Below are 22,062 nucleotides of genomic sequence, written 5' to 3'. Positions count from 1 at the left end.
AAGTCGGCGGCCTTCGACCTTTGACATTCGACTCAGTTCTGAAGGTTCTCAAACACCGCCGCCGCGCCCATGCCGCCGCCGATGCACATGGTCACCATACCATACTTGGATTTGCGGCGAGCCATTTCGTAGATGAGTTGCGTGGTGAGTTTCGAGCCTGTGCATCCCAGCGGATGTCCCAGCGCAATCGCGCCGCCGTTGACGTTGACCTTGCTCTCGTCAATCTCCAACGTGCGGATGATCGCCAGCGACTGCGCGGCGAAGGCTTCGTTCAATTCTATCAGGTCAATATCGTTCAGCGTCAGCCCCGCGAGTTTCAACGTTTTCGGTATCGCCACGATGGGACCGATCCCCATCAATTCAGGCGGGACGCCTCCAACGGCGAACGAGACGAATCGCACCAACGGCTTGAGTCCAAGCGCGTTTGCCTTCTCCGCAGACATGACCATCACCGCCGCCGCGCCGTCGGACATTTGCGACGAGTTGCCCGCAGTGACGACTCCATCTTCTTTGAATACAGGCTTGAGTTTGGATAACGCTTCCATGCTCGTATCCGCGCGCGGACCTTCGTCGCGCTTCACGGTGAAATTCTTTTTGACGGGTTTTTCATTCCCATCGAGTTCCGTGATTTCAACATCCAGCGGCACGAGTTCGGGATCGAACAATCCAGAGTTGACAGCCTTCGCCGCTTTCTGATTGCTCTTCAACGAAAACTCGTCCTGGTCTTCGCGGCTGACTCCGTACTTGACCGAGACATTCTCTGCCGTGAGTCCCATATTGGTGTAGTACTGCGGCAGGTCTTGTGCGAAATATGGATTCGGCGAGAACTTGAATCCCGCCATCGGCACCATCGTCATGGACTCTGCTCCGCCCGCGATGCCGACTTCGATCTGTCCCGATTGAATCGCATACGCCACATGCGCAATGGACTGCACACCCGAAGCGCAATAACGATTGATCGTCTCAGCGGGGACAGAGTCGGGCAAGCCAGCGCGTAAGGCGATCATGCGCGCCATGTTGAGTCCCTGCTCGCCTTCGGGGAAGGCACAGCCGATAACCACGTCCTCGATCTGGGCGGGGTCAAGATTCGGCGTCCGCTTGAGCAAGGCTTGGATGGTCGCGGCAGACATCTCATCGGTACGAACCGTGGCAAGTCCTCCGCGTTTGGCTTTGCCGACGGGAGTCCGAACGGCGGATACGATTACAGCGTCTTTCATAAAATCTCCTTCGTAGAAAGTGGAAAGTAGAAACTATCCACCACTTTCCACTTTCTAATTTCTAAGTGGTTTTCCCGTCTGCAAAATACTCCACATCCGCGCCTGCGTTTTTTCTTCACCGAACAGCGACAGAATCGCTTCGCGTTCGAGATCGAGAATATATTGCTCGCTCACCCATTGACCGCGCGTGAGTTCGCCGCCGCACATCACGTAGGCGAGTTTGCCCGCGACGTGATGATCGTATTGCGTGATGTAGTGACCTTCCTTGAACATCCACGCGCCGATGCGGATTGCGGCGAGCGCGTCGCGTCCAGCGACATAGATGAGTTCGGGCGCGGGCGGTTTATATCCCGCGGCGATCATGTGCAGGACTTCGTTCTTCGCTTCGGCGAGCAGATGACTGCGATTCATCACGATGCGATCGGCTGGCAAAAGAATATTCATGCCGCGCGCTTCCTCCGCGCTCGTGGCAACTTTGGCTTGACCCATTTGCAGAAACGCTTTTTGCAGCGCGGCGAGCGGCTCGGCATTTTCGACTCGCATCACAGGGTTGACGATGCGCCGCAGCATTTCTTTCGTGCCCGCGCCCGCAGGGATGACTCCCACGCCGAGTTCGACGAGTCCGATGTAGGTTTCCGCCGCGGCAACCACGCGCGAGGCGTGCATCGTGATCTCGCATCCACCGCCAAGCGTAAGCCCCGCAGGCGCAACGACGATCGGCTTCGGCGAATAACGCATCCGCATGTTCATGTCTTGCAATTTGCGCACTGCGCCGTCGAGCATATCCCACATGCCTTGTTGCGCGCCGACGACCATCATAAATAAATTCGCGCCCGCGCTAAAATTTTCGCCTTCGTTGCCGATCACCAGCCCGTCAAAATTTTCAAGCCGCTCAAACGTCTCGACCGTCATGTTCATCACATCTTCATCGAGCGAGTTCATCTTCGTGTGAAATTCCAAACACGCCACGCCATCGCCCATATCGCGCAACGTCGCGCCCGCATTTTGCGAAACAACTTTCGTGCCTCTCAGCATCACCACGCTTTCAAGTTTTTTCAACTTGACATACTTGCCCTTCGCCGCATCATACACAGAAACCTTCTCACCATTTTTATATTGATAAAACGACTCGACGCCGTTCTTCAACATCGCGCCGACCCACTTCGCCGCAGGATAGCCCGCCTCTTTCATCCGTTTGACTGTCTCGCGCACCCCAAGCATGTCCCACGTCTCGAACGGTCCCGCCTCGTGCATGAATCCCCAGCGGACGGCATCGTCAATCGGCTTCACCGTATCGGCAACTTCGGGGATGATGGACGACGCATACTGGAAACCTTGATACGTCAACGCGCGGACTAACTGCGCCGCTTTGTCGTCCGCTTCCCCCTTCGGGGACGGCGCAAGCATGACCTTCAGCCTGTCTCCCAATCCCTCGACATCTTTCGCCGCTTTGACCGATTCGAATCTCGGCTTCGTCGGCGCGACGTGTTCGAGAGTCTTCAAGTCCAGCGACCAGAATTCTTTTTTACCTTCAGAGTTGCGAACTTCTTTATAGAAACCAATTTTGGTTTTATTCCCAAGCCACTTGCGCTCGATGAGAGTCGAGATCAACTTGTTCGGCGCTTCGGCATTGAGATATTCCTGCCCCAACTTGTCATGCGGAATCAACGGCGCAAGATTTCGCCCCACGAGGTCCCACACGTCAATGCCGACCAAGTCCATCAAGCGGAAGGACGCCGTCTTCGGTCGTCCCATCAACGGACCCGTGAGCGCGTCCACTTCATCTACGGTGTAGTCGTTCTTCAAGAAGAAGTCCAGCGCAAACGCGCCCGTTCCAAAAGCGACTCGGTTGCCGATGAAGTTTGGCGTGTCCTTGCACAACACGATTCCTTTACCCAAACGATATTCGGCGAACCAAGAGATAAACTCGACAACCGCTTTATCCGTGTCTTTTGTCGGGATGACTTCCAGCAACTTCAAATAGCGCGGCGGGTTGAAGAAATGCGTCCCAAGAAAATGCTTCTTGAATTCCTTCGAGCGTCCCTCGGCGATGTCATTTACAGGGATTCCCGAAGTGTTCGTCGAAACAATCGCCGTTGGCTTACGCACTTCATCTATGCGAGCCATCAATTCCTGCTTGATCTTCAAATTCTCAACAATCGCCTCAACGATCCAATCCGCCTCGCCCACCGCGCCGAAATCGTCGTCGAGATTCCCCAATTTCACCAACGACTTCAACTCGTCCGCCATCAAATTGGCAGGTTTGGCTTTGAGGCAACAATCCCAGCCGTCTTTCACGATCTTGTTTTTATCGCCATCTTTTGCGGCAATATCCAGCAACGTCACAGGCACGCCCGCGTTCGCCAAATGCGCCGCAATCGCCGCCCCCATCGTCCCCGCGCCGATGACTACTGCTTTGTGAATTTGATATTTCATAATCACCTCGTTTCAATCATGCTTTGGTGGTCGAGACCACCACTATTCAAAAGACAAACTTGATTACCAAACTTACCTTACACGCGTTCAATCCCGAAGGGATGACAGAATTATAGAAATGGAGCAAAACATCACCAAATCCCGAAGGGATGATATAAATTTTCACAGAACGCTATGACACCCCTTCGGGGTTGACGAGCCTGTATCATGAAAATCTATCATCATTTCACTCCTTCGGAGTTTTGATTGCTTGCGCTCAAACAACACGAACCAAAACAAATCATCCAACGAAATTATGTATGCTTACCTGTGGTTTCGACCGCCTGCGCTCAACCACCGAGTACACAAGTCTCCAATCTCTAATCTCAATTCTCCAATTCTCTCAATTCTCCAATTACTATTTACCAATTACCACTCACCTCAACTCCGCTCCCGAATACCCCAATATCTGCCTCGCCACCACGAGACGATTGATCTGCCCCGTCCCCTCGTAAATATCTGTGATCTTCGCGTCGCGCATCCACTTCTCGGCGAGGAACTCGCGGCTGTACCCAAGCGGACCCAAAATCTCGACGACCTTCTGCGTGATCTTCGTCGTCACATCGCCTGCCTTCACCTTGCTCATCGAAGCCTCGAGCGCGTTCGGCTTTTTGTTGTCCGCCATCCACGTCGCCTTGATGACCATCAGCCACGACGACTTGAGCATGATCTCCATGTCAATCACATCCCGTTCGATGGACGTCAATTTCTGACGCGGCAACCCATAACGGATTTTGACTCCGCTCTCGGCGAGTTTCTCTTTCAGGAAATCGAGAGCGGCTCTTGCCACGCCGACGCCTGTCGCGGCGACGAGGGGACGAGTCGCATCGAACGTCGCCATCGCCTTTTTGAATCCCGCCATGTTCTTCTCGACGGTGGGACTTCCAAGAATATTCTCGAATGGGACTCTTGCGTCCACGAGCGAGATCGCCGCCGTGTCGCTGACTCGGATTCCCATCTTGTGTTCCAACTTGACGACCTTCACACCCTTTGTCCCGCCCTCGACGACGAACGCCCGCATCCCTGCCCGCCCCGCCGAGGGATCAATCGAAGCCCACACGACGATGAAGCCGCGCCCGAGTTTTTCATATTCGGTGAACGACTTGTCGCCGCCAGTGACGAAGATCTTCTCGCCGTTGATCACCCATTCGTTGGTCTTTTCGTCCAACACCGCGCGCGTGCGGATGGCGGAATTGTCCGAGCCTGCGCCCGCCTCGGTGATGCACATCGCCGCGAACGTGGGTTTGTCCCCGTTGAAGCGTGATAAAAATTTCGCACGCTGATCAGCCGTCCCTGCGGAGTGAACCGCCGCCGCGCCGAGTCCGCCGCCTGGTAAACAGTGATACATCCCCACGTCACCCCACGACAACGCCTCCAACTGCGCGGCGATCAATTGATATCCGATCGGCGGTCGCTTTTCTTTTTCAGCATCTTTGCCGTTTCCATTTTCTTTCGGCGCGAGCGAACTTCCGCCCATCGCTTTCATGGCAGAGTGCATGAACTCGATGTAGTCCCAGGGAATCTCGTGTTCGTGCTCGTCGAAGTAACGCGACTTCGGTCGCATCATCTCCTCGGCGACAGTTTTCAACACAAACTGCGCGTTGGTAATTGGTTTCGGCGCTTCAAATTCGATTGGCATGATTCCTCCAGATTCCACTTTCTACTTTCCATCATGGGCGAGTAGAAAGTGGAAAGTAGTTTTATACGATTGCAAGTCCGGTGAACATTGCGAATCCGCGTCCATTCCTCATCCACATCTCAACAGGATGTTCGCGGATGTAGCCATGTCCGCCGAGAATTTGCACAGCGCGGTCGGTGACCATCATCGCCATATCCGCCGCGCCAGTGGATGCGAGATACGCTTCGTTGCTCGCGCCTTCGCGTCTTTGGTCCAACTTCCACGCGGCTTCCCACGTGAGCAAACGCATCGCTTCGATCTCCGTCCGCATCTCGGCGAGCATGAACGCGATGGCTTGCTTCTGCGCGATCTTCACGCCGAACGCCTCGCGCTCTTTTGCATAGTTCATCGAATATTCAAACGCGGCATTCGCAACGCCGACAGCTGTCGCGGCATTGGCGATTCGCATCGAAGCGAGCAGGACATCAAAATCGTGACCCGCCGCGCCGCCGAGTCGATTCGCAACAGGGACTTTCACATCCTCCAACTTGACGCGATACATCGGCAGCGCGTTGAGACTCATCAACTTCTCGCGCTCCTCGCCGATGGACAACCCCGCCGCTTCTTTTCCGACGATGAAGGCTTGACTCTGCCCATCGAGATTCGCGTACACGAGCATGGATTCGGCTCCCCTCGCAAACGGGACAAACGCCTTCTCGCCGTTGAGAACATAATTCTCGCCCTGAAGCGTCGCTGTCGTCTTCAAATCGTTCGGGTCGAAGTCAAAAGCATACTCAATCAACGCGGCAGTGAACGGACTCCACTCGCCCGCAACGATCTTCGGCAGGTATTCCTTCTTCTGCTCTTCACTGCCCGCCAGCAGAATCGGCGTCGCAAACAGACTCGGAGTCATCACCGCCAGCGTGCCAGCCAGGTCGCCGAACGCCATCTCTTCGATTGCCAGCGCGCCAGTTATTGCACTGCGTTCACCAAATCCGCCATAGGATTCGGGAATCGAGGCTTGCAAGAGTCCAAGTTCCCAGCCTTTGCTGATCAGTTTCTTCGGCAGTTCGTTGCTCTCCTCCGCATCATGCGCGGCGGGACGCAGATCGTTTTCGGCGTATTTCTTCACCGCGTCCATGAGCATCTGTTGTTCTTCAGTCGGGTCGAATGAGTACATGGATTTCCTTTCGGGGTACAGAGGTAAACAGGTAGACAAGTAAACAAGTACACACGTGTCTACATGTCTACCTGTATACCTGTTTCCTTGTTTACGTTTCTTTCCAATTCCTTCAACAAAACATCTTCGCCGCCCATTCTGCGATACATCGGCGGCAATCCCTGCTCCACTTCATCGGCGTTGACCACTTCAATCATGTCATGCTCGTAGAAATATTCAACGTACGCGCCTGTCTTTTCAACGACGAGCAATTGGCTATATCCCTCCGCTTTGCCATACACCGCCACGGAAATTTCGGCGACAGTGAGCGGCTCCGCAAGCGCATCCACAGCCTTGCTCATGCGGCGGAGGATATTTCTATGTGTCGCGTCAATTTTTTCGGGGAGGTTCGTGATGACTTCGTCGTGACCGTTCAAGATCAAACGCGTTCCGTTTGCCCAAGCCTGCAATCTCTCAAGCGAGTCGAGGTAGTGACTCAGTCCGTTGTATGCGCCGATGGTTTCTGGGAACAAATGCGGAGTGACGCCTTCCACGACCATGTCGCCGCAGAAGACGACATCGTCCAGCCGCATCGCCACGTGACCCGCGCAATGTCCTGGCAAATGGATCATCTCAAATGGACCGACTCGCATGTTTTGCGACTCGTATGTCAAGTCCACGGGAACGGATTGATAGAGGCTCTTCGTGAAGCGGTAAATGCCGAGGAGCGAATCACGCGTCTCTTCAGCGAGTCCAGCCGACGTCAGGAAAGAGGCGACGCGGGTACTCATCAACGCAAGGTCTGAATCGTGATGCGCCACGGTTTGCACATCCAATTCGTGACATCCGATGACCGCGTTCGTAAGCGGTTTCAATTTGGAGAGTCCGCCGTAGTGGTCAATGTGCGCGTGAGTCAAAAGGATGTGAGTTAAATCAGATGGAGCGAGTCCCGCTTGCTTGAGTCCGTTCAGCAAATCTTCGTGCGAGGTGTCTGTCCCCGAGCCAGCATCAATGAGATACGTTTCGTGAGCGTGTTGAACAACATACGCATACGCCCAAAAATTCGGGAAGACTTGAAGCGGAAGGCGAAAGATTCTTGCACCGCCCGCAGACTCAAAGGTGGCGAACGATGCGTTCATTTCAACAATCCGTTCAGCAACAAGTTGGAATATTCGTCGGCGATCTCTTCGATGGATTTGTCGCCGTCGGGCGAGTACCACGTGATCGTCCAATTCAATTGCCCCAGCAACGCGCGGACAGCCATTGGCGGGTCGTCACATTTGAAAATTTTCTTGCTCACGCCCTCGGCAATCACATCTTTCCAGAGCGATTCGAATTTATCGCGGCTGGGAATATGACGCGCATGTTGCCTGCGCTCGAGGGCGCGGTGTTCAAAAAGCAAAACTGCGGCGAGGTCCACATTCTCTGCCAGGATCTGCAGATATTGTCGGATCATCAACCGCAGTTTCTTGTCGGCGGAAATAGTTTGTTCGGTGATGGCGGAAATCTTGTCGAGGAGCAATTGCAGGGCGCGGTCTAAAATTTCGAGCAGAATTTCCTGCTTGGATGAAAAATGGTGATACAGGCTCGCCTTGCGTAGATGCACGGCGGCGGCAATATCTTCCATGGACGCGCCATGATAGCCTTTCTGACGAAAGACCTGCGCGGCGGTTTCGATGAGTTCGTCTCGTGTCATGATTTTCCCTACCGAACGGTCGGTTCGTGGTATAATACTGCGGAAGCAACGAAAGGTCAAGGTCGGTTGCAATTGCCGCAGGTTACAGATTTGCAACGAGGATAACTTTCAATGAAATATTTCATTACAGGCGCGACAGGTTTTGTGGGCGGCGAGATCGTTCGGCAACTCGTCAAAGCAGGGCATAACGTCCGCGCTGTTGTGCGTGACCCGCAAAAAGCAAAATGGATGGAAAAGCTCGGCGTCAAACTGCACAAAGGTGATGTGACCGACAAAGAGTCCATGCGCGAGGCGATGACAGGCGTGGACGGCGTGTTCCATGTGGCGGGCTGGTACAAATATTCGGCAAAGGCGAAAGACAAGCAGGACGGCTACAACATCAACGTGCATGGCACGCGCAACGTCCTCGAGTTGATGCGGGAATTGAAAATCCCAAAGGGCGTGTACACCAGCACCTGCGCGGTCAACTCCGATACCAAAGGAAAGATCGTAGACGAGACGTATCGCTTCACTGGCAAACATCTCACCCAGTACGATCGCACAAAAGCCGCCGCGCACGAAATCGCAAAAGACTTCATCGCAAAAGGACTACCATTGGTCATCGCCATGCCCGGAGGCATTTACGGACCTGACGATAAATCTCCCATGGGAAATGGCATACGAGATCTCTTACAAGGGAAGTTTCCTGTGATCCCAACGAAATTCGGCGTGTGCTACGACCACATAGAAGACACCGCGCGCGGACACATCCTCATGATGGAGAAGGGCAAGATCGGCGAAACATACATCATCGCGGGCGAACCGCACACGCTTGTGGAAGTCTATAAATTTACGTGCGAGATCGCAGGCGTGAAAATGCCGACAATCGCGCCGTATCAATTGATGAAGATACTCTCTGTGCTTGTAATGCCCATAGCAAGATTCATGCCTGAAATCTATTCCCCGGACGCCCTGCGCTCCCTTGCGGGCGTGACCTATTGGGGCGACAGCAGTAAAGCCAAACGCGAACTGGGACTGACACAACGTCCCTTCCGCGAAGGCTGGGGAACGCTCATCCGTCACGAGATGAAACTACTTGGAATGTAGCAATCACTCGCAGGTTTGGAATCAGAGAGCCGCTTTCCAGCAACTTGCGTGACGATCATCCGTAAATAACAATGCTATAATTTGATTATGACAACTCCGCCAACAAACCCCGAACCCACTCCGCGCACTCCTGAACAGATCGAACAGGAGAAGCAGATGAAACGCCTGATGATCGGCGTGATTATTGGCGCGGTCATCATTCTGGTCGGACTCGTCGCCGCCATCATCGCCCTGATGCAGCCCTCAACGCCCACCGATCGCATCCGCGACGTGTTCATCATCGTGGTCGCGCTTGAATCGCTTGTCATCGGAGTCGCGCTCATCGTGCTGATCGTCCAACTCGCCAGCCTGATCAACCTTCTGCAAAACGAGGTGCGCCCCATCCTCAAAGCCACCAGCGAAACGGTCAACAACCTGCGCGGCACGGCAGAGTTCCTCGGTGAGAATGTCGTCGAGCCTGTCGTCCAACTCAACGGCTATCTCGCGGGCTTATACCGTATGTTAGAATTGATGGGACTTAAGAAAAAATAGAAATCCGCGCTGAGCGGAGTGAAACGAAGTCGAAGCGCATTTTCTGGCAATACGTCCTTCGACTACGAACTGGGAATATCACCCAGTTCTCCGCTCAGGACGAAACTTAACTGCTAACCCCAAGGAGGTTACCATGTCTGATCGTGATGAATTCGGAGCCTTTCTCGTAGGCTTCATCGTCGGTGGACTCACCGGCGCAGTCGTATCCCTGCTCTTTGCCCCGCAATCCGGCGAAGAGACCCGCGCGTTGATCAAGGACAAGTCCATTGAACTGCGAGATCGCGCCCAGCACACCACGGAAGAAGCGCTCGCCCGCGCCGAAGCCGCCGCCGCCGAAGCCCGCGCCCGCGCCGATGAACTTGCCAGGCAAGTGCGCGAACGCGGCGGTGAAATGTACAACACCGCCCGCGAACGCGGCAAAGCCATCTACGACGATGCGCGCGAGCGCGGCAAATCTGCCGTCGACTCGCTTCGCAAAGGCAAAAAGTCCGAAGGCGAAGAAGCCGCCGCGTAAGTTTCACCGAAACAATGAGACGAGGGTTTGGCGCAACCAAGCCCTCGTTTTATTTGACCTCTCGCATAAGTATCTCTAGCGTAGCCACAGAGTCCACAGAGACCTTTGAGAAATACTCATTTTCTCTGTGTTCTCTGTGGCAGAAATGACTTTCGCAAGAGATCTATTATGAAAGCGCTCCTCCGTCTTTTCTTCAAACTTCTCTACCACCAGTTTGCATTCACGTACGACCTCGTCGCCGCGGCTGTTTCATTCAATCGCTGGAAGGACTGGACGCGGGAGATTCTCCCTCTCATCGAAGGGACTCGGATTCTCGAACTCGGCTACGGACCTGGACACTTGCAACGCCTCTTACGACGGGACGGCTGGTTCGCCGTAGGAATCGACGAGTCGCCTCAGATGACTCGTCTCGCGCGGCGCAACACGAATGGCAACGCAAATCTCACGCGCGGGCTGGCGCAACACCTCCCCTTCGCGAGCGGATCATTCGATACCATCGTCTCAACCTTCCCATCGGAATACATCTTCGACCCGCGCGCATTGGCAGAGGCGCGAAGATGTCTCATGGACAGAGGCAGGTTGATCGTCCTGCCTGTGGCGATGCCGAAGAGCCGATTGCTCGAATGGGTGTATAAGGTCACAGGCGAGGCTCCCTCCGAATCGGAGGAAATCGTCAAGAAAAAATTGAAAGAACCGTTTGCGAAAGCAAAGTTTGAAACCGAAATTATCATACGCGATGCGCAATCAAGCCGATTGTTCATCATCATTGCAACAAGAATCTATTCGTAAGGCTGACTTAAGTCGGCAGTAGCCAAGCAAGGAGAAAGAATGTCGAAAATATTTCGTGAGCCCGTAAATAGTCTCACCCATTGGGCGGGCGCGTTGTTCGCGCTTGGAGGGCTGGTCGCGCTGTTGATCATCGGCTGGGACACGCCCGCCAAAATTATCTCGCTCGCAATTTACGGCGTGAGTCTCATCGCCATGTTTTCCGCAAGCGCGACGTACCACATGGTGCGCGTGAAAGACCGCGCGCTGGAAATTTTTCGCAAAGTGGACCACGCCGCCATCTACCTGCTCATCGCAGGGACGTATACGCCATTTTGCGTCAACGCCTTCGAAGGCTTCTGGAAGTGGGGCATGTTGACCATCATCTGGTCTCTGGCGTTGATCGGGATCATCGTCAAGGTGTTTTACATCCGCGCGCCGCGCTGGCTGAACGCGGGGATTTATCTCGTAATGGGCTGGCTCGCGCTCGCCGCGGCGGGACAAATGCTCGCGGCTCTGCCCGCCTGGGTGCTGACGTGGCTCATCATCGGCGGCGTGCTGTACACGCTCGGCGCGGTTGTGTACATCACGAAAATTTTCAACTTCAAGCCCGGTGTCTTCGGCTTCCACGAGATGTGGCACATTTTTGTGCTATTTGCCGCCGCCGCGCATTATGTGGCGGTGATGGGAGTGGCTATTTAAAACAAATGACGACCATTTCAAATCAAGGCGATTAGGTTATGAGTCGCCAAACCATTGTTAGCCGTTTACTTTATCTTCGCAACTGGGAGCTTGTAAATATTTTCCTCTTGCCTATTTTCTTGTACAGGGTTCTCACGTTGTTCAGTGTCAAAAACTGGCAACCTTATGCGTTCGGCATGTTCATTGTTTGCTTTATTCTAATGCAAGGCGTTTTTTATTGGCATCTAAAACTTCAGACTATCGTTAATAATGAAATATCATTGCCGCCTTATTTTCGACAAACCTTCTTGTTTTTCAACACGGCAAATATTGCTCTATTATTAATTTACCCCATAGCAGCGACAAGCAGTGAACTAATGCCATTCATAAATTTTCGAGTTTCGCTTGGGGCAAATGCGCTTTTTATTTTTGCGTTCCTTGAATACATAAATTATTATCACCATCAACTTAGTCACGATAGTTTAAACGACATTCGGTATTTAATGAGACACAGAATAATTCGGAGATCTCCGTTATATACCGATTTACAGCGAAACAAGAAATAATCTTCAAAGCGAATTTCGAGCTAACACGGAGCCAACTCATAGAGGGGATTCTGTGGCTTCGGCAAGCATCTTCCACCCTCACATGCTTTTTCTATCCCATCTACCACTAACACAAACCAACGACTGTCACCCGCATTCACTTCAAAATCTGAAACAGATTGCTGTAATCATCCGTCCATAATTGGATGTCAGTAGAATATCCGCTCAAATCAACAGCGTGATCTTGAATAGCAGGACTTGCAAGCACCGCAGGGTCGCGGGCGAGAAGAATCCAATGAGAGGCATAGCCGCCGTTTTCGTCGCCTTCGTAGTTGACGCGCACCATGCTCAAGCCATAAAACTTTGCTAATTGCCAGAACACGGGTTGCAGATCGAGATGTAAATTCGTGATGTGCGCGGCAATGATGCCGTCAGGGGCGAGATGTTCGAGATACAACGCAAAGGCTTCTTTCGTGACGAGGTGAACGGGGATCGAGTCACTGCTGAATGTGTCCAAGACAAGCACATCGAAATTTTGCGCCTCCCCTTCGGCAAGTTCGCGCTCGAGGGATATTCTCGCATCGCCGAGGACGGTTGTGATGTTCGCCTCGCTGTCTTTCAAGAACGAAAAATAATCTCCCTGCCCTTCTGCCAGATCAATGACCACTGGATTGATTTCATACAAACGATACACGTCGCCGGGTTGACCGTAAGTCGCAAGAGTCCCCACGCCGAGACCGAGCAAGCCGACGCGCATGTTCTTCCCGTATTTCGGATGATTCAAGATCGCCAGCCCCGCTCCACCATCGCGGACATAGTACGTAGTGGGCATGTCGCGCAGACTTGGATTTGTGAATTGAAGTCCGTGCACGGTGATCCCATGCGACATGACGAGCGCAGGTTCGTTCGAGCCTTCCAGCGAAATGCCGCGCACACGAATCACGCCGTAGAAATTTCGCTTGGAATACAATGCGCCAGAGTAGACGTTGCTCAACACAGCCAGCATAAGAGTGACAAGCGCGAATATGACAAAAACAAATCTTGCTTTCTGTGTCACTTTCAGGGATTGGAGTTCTGCAACCGAGGAGCGGCTTACTCCCGAAAGTAGAGACCCTTCGCTGGCGCTCAGGGTGACATGCCTGATGTCGCGCAGAACGGTCAACGCGATGGCAACCGTCATTGCCAGACCGACGAAGAACTCCCAGTAGCCGTTGAAGATGGCGGGGGCAATGAGGCTAACGAACAGTCCGCCTAACGCGCCGCCGATGGAGACCATCAGATAAAAAGTTGTCAGGTGGTCGGCGTCGGGGCGGAGGAGATATAACTCGCCGTGACACAACATACACGCGGCGAATAACAACAGGCAATACGCGCCGATCTGCCAGTAGATATGCAACGCGGTCGCATTGAGCATGACGAACAGGGTCAACGCGAGGGAGATGAAAAATAAGATGGAATAAATCTTTCGATGGTAGCCGCGCCCTGAAAAGGTCAAGATGAACGATAGCAAGTAAATGGTCAGCGGCAAAATCCACAGGAAGGGAATCACTGCCACCTCTTGCGAAATTTGGTTCGTGACCGAAAGCAGAAACAGCGACGCGGTCGCGCTCAACGCCAGCCATAGCGTGAACAAGGCTGGGGATGGGCGTCCGCTCGACGAGGGCGAATCAACTTCCACTGGGGAAAGAGGCGACGCGCGTCGTGAGCGAATCGCGATCCAAACAGCGAAGAGTCCAAAGAGCGCGAATCCGATTGACCACATCCATCCTTGCGCGCGCAATGTCAACAAAGGTTCGATCAATGCGGGGTAGGCGAGCAAGCCGAGCAGTGATCCGAGATTCGATAACGAATATAAACGCGCGTAGGATTGGCTTGGAAAGATTCGGCTAAACCATGCCTGCATGAGCGGGCCGTTCGCGGCGAGAATGAAATATGGCAAGCCGACGGACACACTGAGCAATGTGAAAATATGGATGATCGGCGCGGCGACGTTTTGCGGCTTCCAACTTGAGTCGGGTGTGATGGGCGATGTCCATGCGAACGAAAGGGCGATTAGAACCGCGATGGAAAAAAGAATCAACGCGATGTGGATGGAAGTTTGCAAATGTATTTTCACGCGGCGAATGAGCCAATAGGCGTACGCATACCCGCCTGTGAGCAAGGCTTGAAAAAATAACATCGCCGTTGTCCACACGGCGGGCGCGCCACCGAACCACGGCAAGATAAATTTTCCGATCAACGGTTGGATCTGAAAAAGAAGAAACGCGGAAAGAAAAATGCTGAACGCAAATGAGATGAACATGCGCCGATTGTACCCCGCCCGAACTTTATTCGTCGGGGTCTGCGCGACGCTCCGACAGCAACGCGGGATTTCATGTACAATCGTGCCATGCGATTACTTGAGATCATCACACCCATCCTGCTCGCCGTTCATCTGCTATGGCGCGCGCCGCGCCCAATGATGGTTCGTTATCTGCCGCTACTCGCGCTCGCGTTGATTCTGATCCATTTTGTTGTTGAAGGTTATCGCTGGCAGATGATTCCATTGTATGCGCTGACGATCATCTTTTCGATTCTTGTCATCTTTCATGTGGAAATAAAGTGCATCGCTTCATTTCTAACGTTCATCCTGCTCGCACTCGCGACGGCTCTTCCTATCCTTCTGCCTGTTCCGCGCATCGCCAATCCCAGCGGACCTTACACCGCCGTCGGCACGCGCATCTACGAATTGACGGATGACTCGCGCCGCGAGATCTATTCGGGCAAAGACGAAGCGCGTCGCTTCATGATTCAAATTTGGTACCCGTCTGAAGCGGACTCATCCGCCAAGCGCGCGCCGTGGATGACGGACGCAAAGATTTACGCGCCCGCAATTGCGAGCCACATCGGTCTGCCTTCGTTTTTCCTCGATCATCTTGCGTTGGTAAAAATCCCCGCATACAAAGAAACTGAAGTTGCCCGTAGAGAGAAATCGTATCCCGTGATCCTATTTTCACACGGTTGGAACGGATTCAACGCGCAGAACACCGAGCAAGCCCTTGAACTCGCCAGTCACGGATACGTTGTGGTCGGCGTGCAACACACCTACGGCGCGGTCGTGACGGTTTTCCCAAATGGCGACGTGGCGTTGAACAACCCGTCGGCATTGCCTCCCGACGAAACTCCCACCGCGGAGTACGAAGCGACCGCGCAAAAATTGGTTAATCAATGGGCTGGCGACTTGGGGTACACGCTCGACGTGTTAGCCGTGATGAATAGCAGTTCGCAAACTCCGTTTGCAGACAAACTTGATCTCTCCCACGTCGGCGTCTACGGACATTCCACCGGAGGCGGCGCGGCGATCCAATTCTGCGGCACGGACTCGCGTTGCATCGCCCTGCTCGGCATGGACCCGTTCATGCGTCCCGTTTCATACGAAGTGATTGACAACGGAGTGACTCAACCGTCGTTCTTCATGTTCAGTCAGGTCTGGGCAGACGAGGTTGACAGCCGCAACAACGAATTGTTCAATCGGTTTTATCCAAACGTCAAACAACCCTTCGGCGTGATCAAAATTGAGGGGACTGCCCATTACGATTTCACCGACCTGCCTCTGCTTTCTCCTCTCGCCCCGCAACTTGGACTGAAAGGTCCGATCAACGGGAAACTCGTGACAAGGATTGTAAATGACTACTTGCTTTCTTTCTTCAACGCAACATTGAAAGATGGACAGTTTGACAATTCAAGCAAATATTCCGAAGTGAAAAAAATTCATTGATCCCATCGCAAGACTTTGTCGGTAATAAGACAAAGTTGGACGCTGAAAAACGCAGAAAGCGCAGATTTTTTCTCTCTTTTAATCGGAGTGAATCAGCGTTCATCTGCGTCCTAAAAATTATTTCCGATAGGGTCTAATATCAAGGAGAAAAATGGACACCAAACCCGCGCTCGAATCAAAACTTGTTCAGGAATTTGTCGCTGTTGCGCACAGCGACTTGAACCGCGTGAAAGAGTTGCTCGCGCAGGAACCCGCCCTCGTCAACGCAACATGGGACTGGGGCGGCGGCGACTTTGAATCCGCTCTCGGAGCGGCTGGTCACATGGGCAGAAAAGATATCGCCAACTTTTTACTGGAGCATGGCGCGAGAATTGATCTTTTTGTCGCCGCGATGCTGGGCAATTTGGAGATCGTCAAAGCCGCGCTGACCGCCTACCCTGAGGCAATCAACACACCGGGACCGCACGGCATCCCTTTGATCGCCCACGCCAAAGCAGGCGGCGAAGATGCGAAAGCCGTATTGGAGTTTTTAGAATCGCAGTTAAAGTAAATCTCCTACCCAAGAATGAACTTCCTGCCACGGATTACACGGATTCACACAGATTAAAAAAAATCCGCGCTAATCTGTGAAATCCGTGGCTAAGGTTTTGATTCAAGAACCCGCCCTCATCGCCCGCCTCTTGATCGCGGCGCGAAAAATACGATCCAGAAAACCGTCATGCCCCGCCGCGTCCCATGAGATCGGCAAGTCGGAGTGACTGCGGTCGTTGGGACCGTAATACAAAATTCCGCAGTTGGGATTGATCTCGATGATCACGATCTCGCCGTTCGGTCTCACGCGCAGGTCAAGCCGCGCGTATCCGTTCCCATCCATGGCAAGGAAAAATTTGCGGCACACATCTTGAATTCGAGCGGTGAGCGCATCGTCATTCAGCGGGATAACAAAAATATCAAAACTGTACCATTTGGCGGCTTCGTGTAAAAAGGTTTCGCCTTCAGGGAACAACACTTCCGCCGGGGAATATGCAAACGGAGACTGGGCATCGTCCGCGTTTTCAACGACCAGACAAGAGAACTCCCGCCCTTCGATAAACTCCTCCACGCGGGCTGATCCGTAGGCTTCGGACATTCGCTCAAATTGGATTCGTAATTCATCAGGATTCGTCACGCGCGATTCCTTCGTTAATCCCGCGCTGGCAAAACTATTCGGATGCTTCACGATCAAGGGATACGAAAGTCCATCCGCCTGTTTCAAATCTTCGAGCGACTCGGCATGGAATCCGCGCGCAAAACGGATTTGATACGCCTCCGCCGCCGCTTGCATTTCCTCCCGCGTGGAACGATAGAATTTCGACTCCGCGCCTGTGAACGGAAGGTTCAATTTCTCAAGCGCTTGAACGAATTGCAAACCCGAACTCTCCTTTGCATCCTCCCCCTCATAAATATTCAAGTACACATCATAATGGCGCGAGTGTGACAACTCGGTTATGAACTCGGTTACGGGCGGAGCAACCGTGACATAATCCCAATCGTAATTTTTGAAGTAAACCTCAGGGTTGAAATCCTCGACCTTTTCGTCGGTCAACAGGCAGACACGCATACAGCCTCAACGCGCCGCGCGCATTGCCTGTCGCAGTTTTGCCACGCGGAACATGCGGTCGAAGAAAACTTTGTAACCGCCCTCGTCGTACAGGATCATAAAATCAGCGGGACCGAACTCATCGGGGCGAAGCATGATCGCGGGGTTCGGGTTGATCTCAAGGATGAACATCTCGCCGCGTTCATTCATCCGCACATCGCAACGCCCATAACTCACCGCGCCGATGGCTTGATACATCCGCACGCCAATATCTTGCAAGCGCGGGATCAACTCAGGGTCAGCGACGCGCGCAAAGTTGAACGGGAGCGACGTGTCCCATTTCACAACCGTGTGCCAAAATTCTTCGCCGGGCGGAAACACCAACTCGGTCGGCGGATACGCGATCGGCTTGCTGAAGTCATCGGGGTTATCCACGACCAGCACATTGAACTCCCTGCCGACGATAAATTCCTCCATCCGCGCTGCGCCATATTCTTTGCAGACGCGCTCCACTTGCGCCAGCACTTCTTCGAGCGAATCGCACCGCGACTCTTTGATCATTCCCGTGCTTCCATAGCTCTGTGGATGCTTCACCATGATCGGATATCGCAGTCCCTCGACAAGTCGCTTCGCTTCGACGGGCGAACTGACCCGGTATCCTTTGGCGAATCCAACCCCGTGCGCGTCGGCGGCGGCTTGCATCTGCTCGCGCGTCGGGTCGAAAAATGTTGAGTCCGCGCCTGTGAACGGAAGGTTCAACTCTTCCAACGCTTTGATCACATCGACTCCCTCGTAGCCTTCTTCGTCGTGATCGTCTTTTTCATAGCCTTCGCACAAGTTGATATACACATCGAATTCATGGCGGGCATCGAGCGCGCGCAACGTATCGATGATGGGATTCGTCATCGTGACAAATTCCCAGTCATACCCTTCCATGAATTGCGTCGGGTTGAAGTCTTCGATCTTTTCATCGGAGAGAATGCAGACTCGCATGAATCACCTCGCGTAGAGATTTGATTCATTATCGCACAACTTTCAATTCAAAGACAAATTTATTAAGGCTGAACCATGATGCGCAAAAGTATAATTCCGCCTATGAACCGCAAAAACTCCTCGATAATTTTTCTCGCGCTTGGACTCGTCTTCCTCACCATTGGACTATCCACCGACAACACCGCGTTTTCGTGGATTGCAATTGTGTTCGTTTTATTGTCTCTCGTGATGGGTGGACGATGGATGAGACCAAGAAGGTAGTTGAATGTCACCCTGAGGGAGTGGCGCTTCGCGCCACGACCGAAGGGTCTCTGCTTGTCGCGTCTGAGATGCTTCGCGGAGTTTATCCTGAGCCTGTCGAAGGGCTCAGCATGACATGACTCAATAAATTATTTCGTCTTCGTCACTTTATGGATCGTGCGCGGCTTTTCGGTATCGAATCCCTTTGCCAGTGTGAGATGATAGGCGAACAATTGCGCTGGCAAAATTGTGACCAGCGGCGAAAGCCACTCTGGCACATCGGCGGGAATGGACAGGGGAATTTGAGCAAGCGATAACGCGCGTTTATCGTTCGAGATCACAACCAATTCCGCTGAAATATCTTTTTTCAACCGTTGAAGCATCTGCAACATCGAATTAAACACCTTCCCCTTCGGCGCGACGGCAAAGACGGGGTAGCCGCTCTCCACCAGCGCGATCGGTCCGTGCGCAAAGTCGGCGGAGGAGTACGGCTCGGCGATGATGTACGATAACTCTTTCAACTTCAACGCCCACTCGAACGCGGTGGCGTAATTGAATCCCCGCCCCAGCACAACGGTCTGGTCAATGTAGCGATAGCGCTGCACAGCCTCGGAAATATAATCGTGATGCTTCAAAACAGATTTCATCCAACCTGCAACCTGTTTCAACTCGCCCCATTGCTTTTGATTTCCGTTCAGCGCGGCAGACAACATCGCAACCGTCATCAACTCAGTGGTGTAGGTCTTCGTCGCGGCGACGGCTTTCTCCGCGCCCGCTTGAATATCCAGCACGAAGTCAGAGACATGCGCGAGCGGCGAGTTTGACTCATTTGTGATCGAAAGCGTCAGGCACCCCTGCTTCTTCCCCTCTTCCAATACCGCCACAATATCAGGCGACGCGCCCGATTGCGAAATACCAACAACCAGGGCGTTTTTTAGTTTCGGCGGGCGGTTGTAATACGTGAACAGCGACGGAGTCGCCAGCGCGAGTGGCAATCCATTCATTGCGCCGAGCAGATAATTCGCGTACCTGCCCGCGTTATCCGAAGTCCCGCGCGCGGCGAGAAAGACATAGTCAACACCGTGTTTTCGAATGGCAGTCGCAACACGCTCAATGTTCTTTCTCTGCGAGGCAAGCAAGCGTTTGATCCGTTCAGGTTGTTCGTTAATCTCGGAATACAGCGTCATGTGTGGTACCGTCCAATTTCCTCGGCAAGCGGGGCGAACAGTTCGATCTTCCACGGTTCCACGCGCGGCGCGATCGAACACGCCGAACTCAAAATATATCCGCCGCCCGGCTTGCCGATAATAATCCGTTCCGTCGCTTCGGCGATCACTTGTTCCTTTGTAGTGTATTCAAGAAGCGACACCGAATTCATATTGCCCTTCAAAAACATCCGCTGACCCACGCCCTTCTTCGCATCTGCCAATTCCACGTTGCCAAGCGGATGCGGGTCGAGCGTGTCAATGCCCATCGTATGCGTCTGCTCCATTAGATCGAGTCGGTCGCCGATCTTGCCGCACGTGTGCGTGTACACCGGCGCGCCGCAAGCGCGAACGGCGTCTGCCAATTTTTGTTCATACGGAAGGATGTATTCCGCGTACATCTTTGGGGATAAGAACCCGCCGCCCGCAAACGCGGATGAAATAAGCACCGCGTCAACCCCATGTCGGGCTTGAGCGACCGCCCAGGCAATCGTCGCGTCTGTGAGACGGTCCAACAACGCCTTCACCTTCTCCTTGCTCTTCACTAATCCGATAATCGCGTTCATGTATCCAAACAACTCGAGATAATGCGTGAACGGCGAGAAAACTTCGCCATGCACCGAAACTTCGCCTCTTGTTTTCTCGCGGACAAGGTCGATCGTATCAAAAAAATAATCGGGGATTTCGTTCAGCAACCCGGTATCCGCTTTGCCCTCGATCCACGGCACATGATAGGTATTCCAGAGATAGCCGGGGAATTGGTCAACATCCTCCAAATGGTCTGGATCAAGCACCCCCAAGTCGGCGCGAGGTGTGAGATCGGGGCGGGCGGTGTAAACGTATTGGGCGTTGTCATCCCAAGGGATGACGGTCACGTGCCCGTTTTTCCACGTCACAAGTTCGCCCTTCTTCGTCTTCTCTACGCTTTTGATCTGGTTCAAAAATCCGCGGGGTCGCCCCGGCAGGTTGATCAAAATCCCATCGAATTGATAGCGCCTTTGCATCGTGACGAGGGCTTCGGCAAAGCCTTCACTGCTGAACCAGATTTCATGCGGGGCAAGACCGGCGTTTAAAAAATAATGTCCCAACGCCAATTGGCACATGACCGGGACACGGTCGGCTTCTTCGTGGCGCATGGCAAGCGCCATGCGTTCCCTGCCGTTCATGCCTAGCCTTTCACAGCCCCGGCGGTAAGCCCTTTGATGAATTCGCGCGCCAGGATCATATACAAGATCAGCATAGGCACCGCCGCCAGCGAGAGGACGGCAAGCGCGCGCGTCCAGTCGGTGCGATATTGCCCGAAGAGCAGAGAGACGCCCAGCGCCACCGTGCGCGATTCCTCCGCGCGGATGAACACGAGCGGGAACCAAAAGTCGTTCCAGATTTTTATCATGTTGAAGATCGCCACCGTCGCCAGCGCGGGGCGCATAAGCGGCAGGACGATGCGGGAATACACCTGCCATTCGGTCGCGCCGTCTATCTTCGCCGCCTCGAACATTTCGCCGGGCAACTCTTTGATGAAGGCGGTCAACACGAAGGTTGCGATTGGCATCCCCATGGCAACATACACAGGGATGAGACTCCAATAAGTATCCTGCAAATTGAGCGCCTTGATCAGCCGCACGAGGTCGAGCGTGCCGAGGCGGATGGGAATCATCAAACCGGCGATGAAAAATACGTACAGGAAACTGGAGACCGGCGATTTCCACTTTGCGAGCGCGTACGCCGCCATCGAGCCGATGAAGAGGATCAGCCCGAGCGCGATCGCCGTCACAATGAGGGTGTTGATGAAATACAGGTCGAACCGTCCGTTATTCCAAGCTTCGCGATAGCCGTCTAACGTGAAAGTTTCCGGCAACCCGAACGGGTCTTTGAAAATCTGCTTCTGCGGTTTGAAGGAATTTACCACGAGAGTCCAGATCGGGAACAGGACGATAAGCGACCAAATGCCAAGAACAATATAAGTAAATAGCAGTTGGGGTTTATTCAAACGCATCGCGC

20 protein-coding genes are annotated in these 22,062 nt (G+C 53.4%); 8 read left to right on the top strand and 12 right to left on the bottom strand.

The window, feature by feature from the left end:
• Nucleotides 1-32: 32 nt before the first annotated feature.
• From IPM31_17365 to IPM31_17340, 6 genes are all read right to left on the bottom strand, one after another.
• A complete protein-coding gene (locus IPM31_17365) occupies nt 33-1,217 on the bottom strand; it encodes an acetyl-CoA C-acyltransferase (GenBank protein ID MBK9008743.1) in 1,185 nt (394 codons plus the stop codon).
• 54 nt (nt 1,218-1,271) lie between these two features.
• Nucleotides 1,272-3,653, bottom strand: coding sequence for a 3-hydroxyacyl-CoA dehydrogenase/enoyl-CoA hydratase family protein (locus tag IPM31_17360; GenBank protein MBK9008742.1), 2,382 nt, complete (start codon nt 3,651-3,653; stop codon nt 1,272-1,274).
• Between the two features lie 415 nt (nt 3,654-4,068).
• Nucleotides 4,069-5,331, bottom strand: coding sequence for an acyl-CoA dehydrogenase family protein (locus IPM31_17355; GenBank protein ID MBK9008741.1), 1,263 nt, complete (start codon nt 5,329-5,331; stop codon nt 4,069-4,071).
• Between the two features lie 61 nt (nt 5,332-5,392).
• Nucleotides 5,393-6,490, bottom strand: coding sequence for an acyl-CoA dehydrogenase family protein (locus IPM31_17350; protein MBK9008740.1), 1,098 nt, complete (start codon nt 6,488-6,490; stop codon nt 5,393-5,395).
• Nucleotides 6,491-6,549: 59 nt separating this feature from the next.
• Complete coding sequence (locus IPM31_17345; protein ID MBK9008739.1) at nt 6,550-7,608, bottom strand: MBL fold metallo-hydrolase; 1,059 nt, start codon at nt 7,606-7,608, stop codon at nt 6,550-6,552.
• A complete protein-coding gene (locus tag IPM31_17340) occupies nt 7,605-8,165 on the bottom strand; it encodes a TetR family transcriptional regulator (protein MBK9008738.1) in 561 nt (186 codons plus the stop codon). Before IPM31_17340 ends, IPM31_17345 begins: the two co-directional genes overlap by 4 nt.
• Before the next feature lie 111 nt (nt 8,166-8,276).
• On the opposite strand from IPM31_17340, the gene IPM31_17335 reads away from it, so the two are divergent.
• The 5 genes from IPM31_17335 to IPM31_17315 all read left to right on the top strand — a co-directional run bounded on the left by IPM31_17335 (nt 8,277) and on the right by IPM31_17315 (nt 11,763).
• The gene (locus IPM31_17335; protein MBK9008737.1) at nt 8,277-9,251 is read left to right on the top strand and encodes an NAD-dependent epimerase/dehydratase family protein; all 975 of its coding nucleotides are present in this window, start codon (nt 8,277-8,279) and stop codon (nt 9,249-9,251) included.
• Nucleotides 9,252-9,338: 87 nt separating this feature from the next.
• Nucleotides 9,339-9,782, top strand: coding sequence for a hypothetical protein (locus IPM31_17330; GenBank protein MBK9008736.1), 444 nt, complete (start codon nt 9,339-9,341; stop codon nt 9,780-9,782).
• Nucleotides 9,783-9,915: 133 nt separating this feature from the next.
• Nucleotides 9,916-10,296, top strand: coding sequence for a YtxH domain-containing protein (locus tag IPM31_17325; GenBank protein MBK9008735.1), 381 nt, complete (start codon nt 9,916-9,918; stop codon nt 10,294-10,296).
• Nucleotides 10,297-10,464: 168 nt separating this feature from the next.
• Nucleotides 10,465-11,085: a methyltransferase domain-containing protein gene (locus IPM31_17320; GenBank protein MBK9008734.1), complete on the top strand. Its 621-nt coding sequence runs from the start codon at nt 10,465-10,467 to the stop codon at nt 11,083-11,085.
• A 39-nt stretch (nt 11,086-11,124) separates the two neighbouring features.
• Nucleotides 11,125-11,763, top strand: a complete 639-nt coding sequence (locus IPM31_17315) for a hemolysin III family protein (GenBank protein MBK9008733.1) — start codon at nt 11,125-11,127, stop codon at nt 11,761-11,763.
• 681 nt (nt 11,764-12,444) lie between these two features.
• On the opposite strand, the gene IPM31_17310 is transcribed toward IPM31_17315, so the two are convergent.
• Nucleotides 12,445-14,589 (bottom strand): ferrichrome ABC transporter permease, encoded by a 2,145-nt coding sequence (locus IPM31_17310; protein ID MBK9008732.1) that lies wholly within the window; start codon nt 14,587-14,589, stop codon nt 12,445-12,447.
• A gap of 87 nt (nt 14,590-14,676) precedes the next feature.
• Here IPM31_17310 and IPM31_17305 point away from each other — a divergent pair, with 87 nt between their 5' ends.
• Nucleotides 14,677-16,044 (top strand): hypothetical protein, encoded by a 1,368-nt coding sequence (locus tag IPM31_17305; protein ID MBK9008731.1) that lies wholly within the window; start codon nt 14,677-14,679, stop codon nt 16,042-16,044.
• 151 nt (nt 16,045-16,195) lie between these two features.
• A complete protein-coding gene (locus IPM31_17300; GenBank protein ID MBK9008730.1) occupies nt 16,196-16,594 on the top strand; it encodes an ankyrin repeat domain-containing protein in 399 nt (132 codons plus the stop codon).
• 102 nt (nt 16,595-16,696) lie between these two features.
• On the opposite strand, the gene IPM31_17295 is transcribed toward IPM31_17300, so the two are convergent.
• Nucleotides 16,697-17,644, bottom strand: coding sequence for a hypothetical protein (locus IPM31_17295; GenBank protein MBK9008729.1), 948 nt, complete (start codon nt 17,642-17,644; stop codon nt 16,697-16,699).
• Between the two features lie 6 nt (nt 17,645-17,650).
• The gene (locus IPM31_17290) at nt 17,651-18,616 is read right to left on the bottom strand and encodes a hypothetical protein (protein ID MBK9008728.1); all 966 of its coding nucleotides are present in this window, start codon (nt 18,614-18,616) and stop codon (nt 17,651-17,653) included.
• A gap of 102 nt (nt 18,617-18,718) precedes the next feature.
• On the opposite strand from IPM31_17290, the gene IPM31_17285 reads away from it, so the two are divergent.
• The gene (locus IPM31_17285) at nt 18,719-18,877 is read left to right on the top strand and encodes a hypothetical protein (GenBank protein MBK9008727.1); all 159 of its coding nucleotides are present in this window, start codon (nt 18,719-18,721) and stop codon (nt 18,875-18,877) included.
• Nucleotides 18,878-19,005: 128 nt separating this feature from the next.
• Here IPM31_17285 and IPM31_17280 read toward each other — a convergent pair whose 3' ends face one another.
• The 3 genes from IPM31_17280 to IPM31_17270 are packed head-to-tail and all read right to left on the bottom strand — an operon-like array spanning nt 19,006 to nt 22,057.
• Complete coding sequence (locus tag IPM31_17280; GenBank protein MBK9008726.1) at nt 19,006-20,043, bottom strand: SIS domain-containing protein; 1,038 nt, start codon at nt 20,041-20,043, stop codon at nt 19,006-19,008.
• A complete protein-coding gene (locus IPM31_17275) occupies nt 20,040-21,227 on the bottom strand; it encodes a hypothetical protein (GenBank protein MBK9008725.1) in 1,188 nt (395 codons plus the stop codon). The genes IPM31_17280 and IPM31_17275 overlap by 4 nt, the downstream gene beginning before the upstream one ends.
• Nucleotides 21,228-21,229: 2 nt before the next feature.
• Entirely contained in the window at nt 21,230-22,057 is an 828-nt protein-coding gene (locus IPM31_17270; GenBank protein MBK9008724.1) for a carbohydrate ABC transporter permease, read from the bottom strand.
• Nucleotides 22,058-22,062 lie beyond the last annotated feature (5 nt).

The sequence above is a fragment of the Candidatus Defluviilinea gracilis genome (assembly GCA_016716235.1).
Taxonomy (GTDB): domain Bacteria; phylum Chloroflexota; class Anaerolineae; order Anaerolineales; family Villigracilaceae; genus Defluviilinea; species Defluviilinea gracilis.
This window is presented reverse-complemented; position numbering and strand designations above follow the sequence as displayed.

Coding starts and splice junctions, on each gene's coding strand:
- IPM31_17340 (MBK9008738.1), bottom strand. CDS start 8,165: ATGACACGAGACGAACTCATCGAAACCGCCGCGCAGGTCTTTCGTCAG.
- IPM31_17290 (MBK9008728.1), bottom strand. CDS start 18,616: ATGCGAGTCTGCATTCTCTCCGATGAAAAGATCGAAGACTTCAACCCG.
- IPM31_17295 (MBK9008729.1), bottom strand. CDS start 17,644: ATGCGTGTCTGCCTGTTGACCGACGAAAAGGTCGAGGATTTCAACCCT.
- IPM31_17355 (MBK9008741.1), bottom strand. CDS start 5,331: ATGCCAATCGAATTTGAAGCGCCGAAACCAATTACCAACGCGCAGTTT.
- IPM31_17305 (MBK9008731.1), top strand. CDS start 14,677: ATGCGATTACTTGAGATCATCACACCCATCCTGCTCGCCGTTCATCTG.
- IPM31_17300 (MBK9008730.1), top strand. CDS start 16,196: ATGGACACCAAACCCGCGCTCGAATCAAAACTTGTTCAGGAATTTGTC.
- IPM31_17365 (MBK9008743.1), bottom strand. CDS start 1,217: ATGAAAGACGCTGTAATCGTATCCGCCGTTCGGACTCCCGTCGGCAAA.
- IPM31_17335 (MBK9008737.1), top strand. CDS start 8,277: ATGAAATATTTCATTACAGGCGCGACAGGTTTTGTGGGCGGCGAGATC.
- IPM31_17285 (MBK9008727.1), top strand. CDS start 18,719: ATGAACCGCAAAAACTCCTCGATAATTTTTCTCGCGCTTGGACTCGTC.
- IPM31_17270 (MBK9008724.1), bottom strand. CDS start 22,057: ATGCGTTTGAATAAACCCCAACTGCTATTTACTTATATTGTTCTTGGC.
- IPM31_17280 (MBK9008726.1), bottom strand. CDS start 20,043: ATGACGCTGTATTCCGAGATTAACGAACAACCTGAACGGATCAAACGC.
- IPM31_17320 (MBK9008734.1), top strand. CDS start 10,465: ATGAAAGCGCTCCTCCGTCTTTTCTTCAAACTTCTCTACCACCAGTTT.
- IPM31_17330 (MBK9008736.1), top strand. CDS start 9,339: ATGACAACTCCGCCAACAAACCCCGAACCCACTCCGCGCACTCCTGAA.
- IPM31_17315 (MBK9008733.1), top strand. CDS start 11,125: ATGTCGAAAATATTTCGTGAGCCCGTAAATAGTCTCACCCATTGGGCG.
- IPM31_17360 (MBK9008742.1), bottom strand. CDS start 3,653: ATGAAATATCAAATTCACAAAGCAGTAGTCATCGGCGCGGGGACGATG.
- IPM31_17310 (MBK9008732.1), bottom strand. CDS start 14,589: ATGTTCATCTCATTTGCGTTCAGCATTTTTCTTTCCGCGTTTCTTCTT.
- IPM31_17350 (MBK9008740.1), bottom strand. CDS start 6,490: ATGTACTCATTCGACCCGACTGAAGAACAACAGATGCTCATGGACGCG.
- IPM31_17345 (MBK9008739.1), bottom strand. CDS start 7,608: ATGAACGCATCGTTCGCCACCTTTGAGTCTGCGGGCGGTGCAAGAATC.
- IPM31_17325 (MBK9008735.1), top strand. CDS start 9,916: ATGTCTGATCGTGATGAATTCGGAGCCTTTCTCGTAGGCTTCATCGTC.
- IPM31_17275 (MBK9008725.1), bottom strand. CDS start 21,227: ATGAACGGCAGGGAACGCATGGCGCTTGCCATGCGCCACGAAGAAGCC.